The 8,473-nt window shown below is 44.5% G+C and carries 11 protein-coding genes; 8 read left to right on the top strand and 3 right to left on the bottom strand.

What is annotated here, in order from left to right; translation table 11 throughout:
• Nucleotides 1–239: 239 nt before the first annotated feature.
• From G400_RS0112950 to G400_RS0112960, 3 genes are all read right to left on the bottom strand, one after another.
• On the bottom strand, nucleotides 240–1,109 hold the full coding sequence (locus G400_RS0112950; protein ID WP_017261392.1) for a DegV family protein: 870 nt from the start codon (nucleotides 1,107–1,109) through the stop codon (nucleotides 240–242).
• Nucleotides 1,110–1,191: 82 nt separating this feature from the next.
• On the bottom strand, nucleotides 1,192–1,581 hold the full coding sequence (locus G400_RS0112955; RefSeq protein WP_051254427.1) for a fluoride efflux transporter FluC: 390 nt from the start codon (nucleotides 1,579–1,581) through the stop codon (nucleotides 1,192–1,194).
• On the bottom strand, nucleotides 1,574–1,978 hold the full coding sequence (locus G400_RS0112960; RefSeq protein WP_017261390.1) for a fluoride efflux transporter FluC: 405 nt from the start codon (nucleotides 1,976–1,978) through the stop codon (nucleotides 1,574–1,576). The genes G400_RS0112955 and G400_RS0112960 overlap by 8 nt, the downstream gene beginning before the upstream one ends.
• A gap of 156 nt (nucleotides 1,979–2,134) precedes the next feature.
• Here G400_RS0112960 and G400_RS0112965 point away from each other — a divergent pair, with 156 nt between their 5' ends.
• The 8 genes from G400_RS0112965 to G400_RS16190 form a co-directional block, all read left to right on the top strand.
• Complete coding sequence (locus tag G400_RS0112965) at nucleotides 2,135–2,416, top strand: type II toxin-antitoxin system RelB/DinJ family antitoxin (protein WP_017261389.1); 282 nt, start codon at nucleotides 2,135–2,137, stop codon at nucleotides 2,414–2,416.
• Between the two features lie 887 nt (nucleotides 2,417–3,303).
• Nucleotides 3,304–3,645, top strand: a complete 342-nt coding sequence (locus tag G400_RS0112970) for a type II toxin-antitoxin system RelE/ParE family toxin (RefSeq protein ID WP_017261388.1) — start codon at nucleotides 3,304–3,306, stop codon at nucleotides 3,643–3,645.
• 1 nt (nucleotide 3,646) lies between these two features.
• Complete coding sequence (locus G400_RS0112975; protein WP_017261387.1) at nucleotides 3,647–3,943, top strand: helix-turn-helix domain-containing protein; 297 nt, start codon at nucleotides 3,647–3,649, stop codon at nucleotides 3,941–3,943.
• A 425-nt stretch (nucleotides 3,944–4,368) separates the two neighbouring features.
• Nucleotides 4,369–5,364, top strand: coding sequence for a tryptophan ABC transporter substrate-binding protein (trpX, locus tag G400_RS0112980; protein WP_017261386.1), 996 nt, complete (start codon nucleotides 4,369–4,371; stop codon nucleotides 5,362–5,364).
• On the top strand, nucleotides 5,361–6,266 hold the full coding sequence (locus tag G400_RS0112985; RefSeq protein ID WP_017261385.1) for an ABC transporter permease: 906 nt from the start codon (nucleotides 5,361–5,363) through the stop codon (nucleotides 6,264–6,266). The genes trpX and G400_RS0112985 overlap by 4 nt, the downstream gene beginning before the upstream one ends.
• Nucleotides 6,250–7,071: an ABC transporter ATP-binding protein gene (locus tag G400_RS0112990; RefSeq protein WP_017261384.1), complete on the top strand. Its 822-nt coding sequence runs from the start codon at nucleotides 6,250–6,252 to the stop codon at nucleotides 7,069–7,071. Before G400_RS0112985 ends, G400_RS0112990 begins: the two co-directional genes overlap by 17 nt.
• A gap of 187 nt (nucleotides 7,072–7,258) precedes the next feature.
• Nucleotides 7,259–8,062, top strand: coding sequence for a glycosyltransferase family 2 protein (locus G400_RS0112995; protein ID WP_017261383.1), 804 nt, complete (start codon nucleotides 7,259–7,261; stop codon nucleotides 8,060–8,062).
• A gap of 247 nt (nucleotides 8,063–8,309) precedes the next feature.
• A partial coding sequence (locus G400_RS16190; RefSeq protein WP_155827242.1) for a helix-turn-helix domain-containing protein occupies nucleotides 8,310–8,473 on the top strand: 164 nt, incomplete at its 3' end.

The following is an 8,473-nucleotide window of genomic DNA, read 5'->3' on the forward strand; positions in this document are numbered from 1 at the left end:
ACTCCTTATAGCTGGTTGGAATTAACTACTACCATTGTAAGAGATTGCTTTGGGCCTTTTTTTATTTTTGTTCGGATTAATTATAGAATTTGCCACAACGAAAACTTTTTCAACTTTTTTCTTTCAATCCAATTTCGCTTTCATTCCTTCAAGACAGCATGACAAAAGCGCAATTGGTGTCTATACCAATTACGCTTTTCACGTTACTACAATCACTTTTTCAATTTTCATCGACAACTCTAATCAACCAATGTCCGCCAGTCACGCGCGTAAATGAATCCCATCGCTTTTTCACCGGTGTGGACCCCAATCAATGGCCCAATAATACTACTTTCAAACGTCACTTCGGGGAACTCATCTTTAGCCGTTGTCAGCCACTGTGCCTTCAGTTCAGGATTATTCGCATCCACGATGCTGACACGCATTGGATAGCCTGCATCAGCCACGATTTGCTTAAAATTCGTCCGAATCGTCTGAAAGGCACGCTTCATTTGCCGTTCGCGGCCGGTCGCCACAATCTTACCTTCTGGTGTGAAGGCCAGCATCGGTTTGATCTGCAACATGGTTCCAATCAGCGACTGCCCGTTGGAAATTCGCCCAGTGCGCATCAAGTGGCGCATGTCGTTCACCACAAACATCACCTTTGTCGTTTCACGTAACTTTGCCAGCCGTGAAAAGATCTGAGAGACGCTAAGCTCTTTTTCAGCCAATGCAGCAGCCAGTAGCACCTGATTCCCGGCGCCGGAGCAGGCGATCCGTGAATCCCACACATGCACATCAATGTTTTTAACTGTTGGCGCATACGCCTCTACATTTGAGATAAAGCCCGAGATACCGCTGGATAGACCAACGATAATGGCCGTGTCATAACCGTCAGCCACCACTTGATCCAGCACACGCTGAACTTCACCATTCGAAGCCTGTGACGTCGTTGGTGTGACATGTTCCGTTTTCAACATCGCATAGAACTTGGCCGAGTCTAGATCCACGTTTTCGTGATAAACATGGTTACCGAACAACACTGGGTCATTAATAACATAAATGTGATAACGGTCGAGATCGGTCTGACTGATATAAGCCGAACTATCCGTTAGAACTGCAATTTTCATTGTTTCTCCCAACTTTGCACGAAGTATTATCTTTAGTATACTGCAATTCAGTTTTTCAGGCCTTCCAAGCAGCTGTTAGTTGTTAGTTCAATTTCACGCCAATCACTGCTACCAACACGCCGCAGATAAGCGAAAGCAAACCGTACCAAACGGCCAGTTTCAAACGCTGGTCGTGAGCTAACAAGACAATTTCATTAGCCATCGTCGAAAACGTGGTGAAGCCGCCAAGCACCCCTGCACCAACAAGCACCTTTATGCCAGTGCTTAAACCACCGCTCATCACCCAACCCAACATGAAACTGCCACTGACATTGATGATAAATGTCGGCCACGGAAATCGTGAGGGCACGCGACCGCTGTGTTCCAGGCGCCAGTGTGAAATTAGCTGGGACAGTTGCATGACAAGATATCGCCCTGTCGCACCAATCGCCGCACCGCCACCAGCCAGTGCTACTAAAATCCAGCTAAACATCATCATCACCGTCCATTCGGTCGCCTAGCAATCGATCTGCCAGGCGCTGACCACTCCACGCGGCGAACACTCCGCCACCAATGGAAAGGAGGACATAAACAATCGGGATCATCATCTGACCAGCGTCGAGCAGTTTCACGATTTCCAACGAAAAACTCGAAAACGTCGTAAAGGCACCAATCATGCCAGTCCCGAGCCCTAAGATAATCTGGCTAGGCAACGCAAACCGGTTTGCCACCCAAAAGTTGATCATGGCGAGCAAGAATGCCCCGACAATGTTGATACAAATGGTGGTGCCGAACCAGTTCGTTGAAAACGGCCACCACAGTTCTAGCATTTCGCGTAAGGCGCCGCCAATAAACGCAAAGCCGGCAACTGCTAGGATTCGTTTGTACATACCGCACTCATTCCTTTAATTCGAATATCATTTCAGATTACTGATATCTTAGTATTTTAGCAAGTCCCTACGCACAAGAAAAAGTATAAAAACCCAGTACAAGATTGTTGAAAAATGGCATACAATAATTTCACCATATGAAGGAAGGTGTATGCAATGAACGTAGCAACCAAAGAAGTTAAGGTTCAAGCTAGAGTTATTCCGTCCGTTCGTGACAAAGCTAATGCTGTATTACAGGCCAGAGGAATTACAATGTCACAATTCATTCGGACTATGGTTACCAGTGTTGCAGAGGGGCAGTTGCCAGAAGATTTCGGTATTCCAAATAAACAAGTGATGAGCTCCTTGTTAGAAGTGGCCGATGATTTGAATGGAAGCAAACCACTTCCAGTTGCACATTCACGCCAAGAATTGGAGCGCGAATTAAACGATGAGTGATGTCATTCGAACTTCTCATTTCAAATCGCAATTTAAAAAAGTTAAAAAAAATCCTCGGTGGCGTCCTATATTTCAACAACCACTGAGGATCATGCCAAGTGAGAATCGATCACCTTGGCAATACATATTGGATTGTTTTTTCGACGATACTCCAATACCCGCTTATTTTTACTCCCACTCCATAACCTTATCTACTGAACAACGTCAAATTATTAAACACCGTCTAAATTTACAGTTATCGCATGATATTGAAATCAAAGGCCTCAATCTACACTTTGATGGATCCAACGGCGATCATTTACTGATTTACGCTCGCAGAATGTTATATTTCTAATTGATATTGGGACTCATAGCACACTATTTTAGTTTTGAATCTATTTTTAACTTCTGTATGTTAAATGAACGACCGTAAATAGCGATGCCCAGTATAGTCTTAGAGCCCTTAAAATTGCTCGCAAATTCAAGACTCTGTCTTTTGTCGAGCCATTAACTACCATAATCGGTGAAAATCATGGTTTTACAGAAGGCTGAAACGCTATTAATACGAAGAATTACCTTCTACAGTCTTGGGCAATTAGCCAATTCACAAATAACATAACTGTCGCCGATGTAATTTAAGGAAGACGTTAAAAAATATCACATAGAAATTAATCTCACTGACTTAATTGATGGTCAGTGACTTGAATCGGAACACTAATTGACTCGTTTATCTTTCAGCATGTAATAAACATTTCGACTATCATTTACGTATGTTAAGGCAGTACCCATTTTTCGGGTATTGCCTTTTTTTCCATTTTTTAAAGGAACAGTCGCAAAAACGTTTAGTGGCGGGCGTTTAAGACGAGATAAAGGAGTTGAATGCTAGTGTTTCACATGCTACGATACAAATGAAAAATTCAGTACACTTTGACTTGTCACCTGAATTTCGAACATTTTTAGACACATTGAATTCCAGAGATCGAATGGAAATTTTATCGAAAATCACGCAAATTGAAAGCATCGGTCTGCAGGTGTCGATTTCGAAGAAATGGGTTAAAAAAATTGGACAGAATTTATATGAAATTCGAATCAGGACTAAGTTTAATTCACAACGGGCACTCTATTTTCACCTCACCAAATCTCAATACATTATTGTAAGTGGTTTTACCAAGAAAACTCAAAAAACACCACGTCGAGAAATAAAACGGGCAAAAAGTATCCGCAACAGCTATACGAAAGGAAAAGATTAAAATGGAGCTCAAGTCAATTGATTCTCTTATTGATGAGGATTTGAAAGAACCTGCAAAAAAAAGACTATTTGAAGAGGCTCAAAAGCGTAACAATGCTGCCGTTGAAATCTATGACTTACGGAACCAAATGAGATTAAGCCGCCGCCAACTTGCTAAAAAATCTGGCGTTTCTAAAAAGGTCATTATTCAAATCGAACAAGGTCAAATGATTCCTAGTGACGAAAGTATGGAAATCATGGAACAAGTTCTGCGAAGCCTTGGTAAAAACAGCAATTCACCCCTCGCCTATCAAAAATGAGAACTTTTCTCAAAAAACTTATTGACACAGTTTTACTGTTCCTCTACACTAATTTCATAAAGACAGCTTAAGAAAAGGAGTTAGTTGCGATGAGTCAAAACGTTAAGAACCAATTGAATACTTGGCAAAGCCGGTAATCAGATTGCTTAACCACCATCTTGCATGGATGCAATCTGAAGTCAGATCACTTCGATTGTATCTGTGCCGACTAACTTTGATGTGAATTCATCACCGAGAGCGCACGGATTTTATAAAACCTGTGCGGGCTCGGTGTTTTTATTTTTTAGGGCAGCTCGCAATTATTGCGAACTGCCCTTTTTGTATCCGAGCGTGAGTAATTTCGGGTTGAAGTCTAACGTCTTTCACATCACAGTCAGTCATTATCTAACCAGCACCACATTCTGTTTGAAAAGGGAGTTATTTCTATGAAACGCATGTATGGTCTCATTGCCATTATTCTAGTTTTTCTCGGTGTCGCCTACTTCCAGGAAAGTAAAGAACAAGCGGCCCAACAAAAAGTACCCACAGTCGGGGTATTACAATTACTTACCCACCCTGCGCTGGACGCCATCAATCACGGAATTGATGATAGCTTAAAGGCTCACGGGTACATCCCCGGCAAAACGATTCACATCGACTTTCAAAATGCCGAGGGTGATCAAAGTAACCTGCAATCCATGAGCGCCCGTTTTGTTCACGAACACGTCAACGCCGCGGTTGGGATCGCAACTCCTTCTGCACAGGCCTTGGCCAATGCCACTAAGAAGACGCCAATTGTCTTAGGTGCCGTTACCGATCCTAAGGGGGCCAAGCTGGTCGCCAACAACAAACGCCCCGGTGGCAACATCACTGGTGTCTCGGATCAAGCTCCACTGGAACAACAACTCGGTTTGATCAAAAAACTGACGCCAAACTTGAAAACACTTGGCATTATCTATACTTCCAGCGATGATTCAGCAACCGCGCAGTACAAGCAGTTTAAAGCACTGTGCAAAAAGGAGAATATCACGCTCAAGGTGTACTCCATCTCTAACACCAATGATTTAAATCAAGTCTCACAGACCATGGCCGGCCAGGTTGATGCCGTTTATGTTCCAACCGACAACACGATTGCCAGCGCCATGCAAACACTGGTTGCCAACACCAATGCGAAGAAGATTCCGGTCTTTCCAGCAGCTGACACGATGGTTAAACAAGGTGGCCTTGCTACCTACGCCATTAACCAATACAAGTTAGGCCGTTTGACTGGTGACATGACTGCATCAATTCTGAAACATAAGTCAAAGCCAGCGACGACGCCAATCAAGTACGTCCGTCACGGCGACTTAACCATCAACCTTAAAACAGCCAAGCAATTGGGCATCACCATTCCAAAGTCCTACATCAAAGAAGCACAACAGAAAGGGGAACTATTCAAATGAGTTTAATCACATCAGCTATCGGACAGGGCCTACTATGGGCCGTCCTGGGGCTTGGCCTCTTTCTTACCTTTAGAATTCTCGACTTCCCTGATATGACCGTTGAAGGCACCTTTCCACTAGGCGCCGCAACAGCCGTCGCCCTTATCTACCGTGGCATGAATCCCCTGTTGGCGACCCTTTGTGCGTTTCTAGTTGGGATGGTCGCCGGTTTAATTACGGGATTACTTTACACAAAGGGCCGCATTCCGATTTTGTTAGCCGGGATTTTGGTCATGACAGCCGCCTATTCCGTTAACCTGCGGATCATGGGCCGCGCCAACCTCAGTTTGCTCGGTAAGTCCTCCCTATTTAAAAACGACTTTTTAGCTTCACTACCACAATACTTCGACAGTGTCTTTGTCGGTTTAGTGGTTATCATCGTTGTCACCCTGCTCCTTGTCTTCTTCCTGAACACTAACCTTGGTCAAGCGTTCATCGCTACCGGTGACAATCCGACCATGGCACGGTCCATCGGAATCAAAACAGATCGCATGACGATTATGGGATTGATGATTTCAAACGGCATGATTGCGATGGGCGGCGCCTTAGTTGCTCAAAACAATGGGTACGCAGACGTTAACATGGGCATCGGGATCATCGTTATCGCATTAGCTTCCATCATTATTGGTGAAGTAGCGTTCGGTGACCTTTCCCTCACACAACGTTTGGTCGCGGTCACACTAGGCAGTATCCTCTACCGCTTCGTGTTACTGATCGTCCTCCAGTTAAACTTCTCGGCCAACGACCTCAACTTGCTATCCGCCATTATCTTGGCCATTTGCCTGTTGTTGCCACGGTTCCGCAAGTTCTTCCACTTTGACCGCCTGATTGAAAGGAGTGTTCGCGATGAACGCAACAACTAATGAAACTACTAATGAAACGGTGAACGCTGATACAGCAACCAAAACACCACTATTGGAATTAAAAGACGTCTCCACAGTGGTTAACGCACACACTGCTAACGAAACGAAGATTTTAAACGGCCTGAACCTGACCGTTTACCCCGGCGATTTCATTACCGTCTTGGGCTCTAATGGGGCCGGTAAATCCACCCTATTCAACGTTATCGGCGGCAATTTGAACGCTGACGAAGGTGATGTCTTACTGCATGGCAAGTCAATCAAACGTGAGAGTGAAGAACAACGCACGCGTTTTCTAGCACGGGTGTTCCAGGACCCTAAACTAGGGACCGCACCACGAATGACCGTCGCCGAAAACCTTCTGTTAGCTAGCAAACGTGGGCAACGCCGTGGCCTCGTGCCACGAGGCTTGCGCAAACATCTCGACGAATATAAAACCATGGCTTCAACCATGAATAACAATCTGGAAAATCGTTTGAACACAGCAACTGGCAGCCTTTCTGGTGGACAACGGCAGGCACTTAGTTTTCTGATGGCTGTTGAAAGTAAACCGGAACTACTGTTGCTGGATGAACATACCGCAGCACTGGACCCCAAAACGTCCCAACAACTCATGACCGCGACTAACGATAGAATTGCCGCCGACCACCTCACCTGCCTGATGATCACCCACCGGTTAGAGGACGCCTTGAAGTACGGTAACCGTCTGATCGTTCTGAACGCTGGTAAGATTACGTTTGACGTCCGTGGCGAGGAAAAGAAACAGCTTACGCGAGAACAGTTATTCAACTTCTTTGAGGATTTATAAAACATCACAAATAAAAGCTACGATGAAAATGAAAAATTTCATCGTAGCTTTTTTGAACATTGAATGCCTAGTGCTTATCGTCTGGTGTAAATTCGTGTATCCTAGAAGCAAGTTATCACACGAATTTCGATGATTAATATGAGTAAATTAAATTGAACCAGTCAAATTAACCTAAGGAGCTGAACAAATGCAACCACTTGTCACCATCATCGTGCCTGTTTATAAAGCGGTCGATTACATCGATCGCTGTGTTGCCAGTCTTTGTCGGCAAACATACGAAAACATGGAGATTTTGCTGGTCGATGATGCGTCCCCTGACGAATCTGGCACCTATGCTGACTTTTGGGCCTCCGCCGATGGCCGCGTGCGTGTGCTGCACCAGCCGGAAAATCAGGGTGTGTCAGCAGCCCGCAACCGTGGCTTAGACGAGGCCAATGGTGATTACGTCTGCTTCGTTGACAGTGATGATTGGTGTGAACCCGATTATATCAGTCACTTTGTTACTAATATGACTGAGCAAAAAGCAGACTTAGCATGTTGCGGATACTTTGCCGACGGCGGTTTGATCAAAGCCACCGTCAACAAACCACTGTCTCGTCACCTCACCCAAGGCGAAATGTTGCAAGACATCATCAAACCGGGTGGCGACATTCGTGGCTTTCTGTGGAACAAGTGCTATTCCATGGCAATCATTCGCGAACGCCAATTGCGTTTTGACACTGAACTCTCCGTTATGGAGGATCAGTTATTCAACGTGACTTACATTCGTGATGCCAACGTCTTCTGGTACGATGCGTACCAAACGTACCATTACGTCACCCACGGTACCAGCGCTAGTCACAACCTGTCTGCCAAGACGTTCGCCTCCGAAATGGCCGCACTAGATAAAATTAGCGATGTGATTCAAGAATCAGATTTACGTTTGTCACTACAAAAGTTGTTGGCATCGAACCGAACTTCGTTGAACGACGCATTTAAGAATAAAGAATAACCTGTAAATAGAACATGCCACCTAACCGTTCTGACAACATGATGTCGGCTGGTTAGGTGGCATATTATTTTTTACGAACTCTATGTTAATAAATCATATCAAATCTAGTAATTGTAACGTTCATACAATTTTGTTGCACTGAATCGTTTGGCAAATTCTATAATTAATCCGAACAGAAATTAAAAAGCCCAAAGCAATCACTTACAATGGTAGTAGCTAATTCCAACCAATATAGGGAGTGATTACTTTGGGTACTGCTACTTTATCACGTTTTCAACGTGGTGCGCTAGCTCAACTGGTCAGTGAAGGCCATCATACTTACCAAGATATGGCTGACGCCTTAGGCGTTGCCAAATCAACTATTAGCTATGAATTAGATCGGGTCAATCCCTATGATCCCGAATTAGCGCA

Source organism: Furfurilactobacillus rossiae DSM 15814 (genome assembly GCF_000428925.1).
Classification (GTDB): Bacteria; Bacillota; Bacilli; order Lactobacillales; family Lactobacillaceae; genus Furfurilactobacillus; species Furfurilactobacillus rossiae.

What these genes read in the sequence shown, in the direction of transcription:
- G400_RS0112950 (WP_017261392.1), bottom strand. Translation starts at nt 1,109, where the DNA reads ATGAAAATTGCAGTTCTAACGGATAGTTCGGCTTATATCAGTCAGACC.
- G400_RS0112955 (WP_051254427.1), bottom strand. Translation starts at nt 1,581, where the DNA reads ATGTTTAGCTGGATTTTAGTAGCACTGGCTGGTGGCGGTGCGGCGATT.
- G400_RS0112960 (WP_017261390.1), bottom strand. Translation starts at nt 1,978, where the DNA reads ATGTACAAACGAATCCTAGCAGTTGCCGGCTTTGCGTTTATTGGCGGC.
- G400_RS0112965 (WP_017261389.1), top strand. Translation starts at nt 2,135, where the DNA reads ATGAACGTAGCAACCAAAGAAGTTAAGGTTCAAGCTAGAGTTATTCCG.
- G400_RS0112970 (WP_017261388.1), top strand. Translation starts at nt 3,304, where the DNA reads ATGAAAAATTCAGTACACTTTGACTTGTCACCTGAATTTCGAACATTT.
- G400_RS0112975 (WP_017261387.1), top strand. Translation starts at nt 3,647, where the DNA reads ATGGAGCTCAAGTCAATTGATTCTCTTATTGATGAGGATTTGAAAGAA.
- trpX (WP_017261386.1), top strand. Translation starts at nt 4,369, where the DNA reads ATGAAACGCATGTATGGTCTCATTGCCATTATTCTAGTTTTTCTCGGT.
- G400_RS0112985 (WP_017261385.1), top strand. Translation starts at nt 5,361, where the DNA reads ATGAGTTTAATCACATCAGCTATCGGACAGGGCCTACTATGGGCCGTC.
- G400_RS0112990 (WP_017261384.1), top strand. Translation starts at nt 6,250, where the DNA reads ATGAACGCAACAACTAATGAAACTACTAATGAAACGGTGAACGCTGAT.
- G400_RS0112995 (WP_017261383.1), top strand. Translation starts at nt 7,259, where the DNA reads ATGCAACCACTTGTCACCATCATCGTGCCTGTTTATAAAGCGGTCGAT.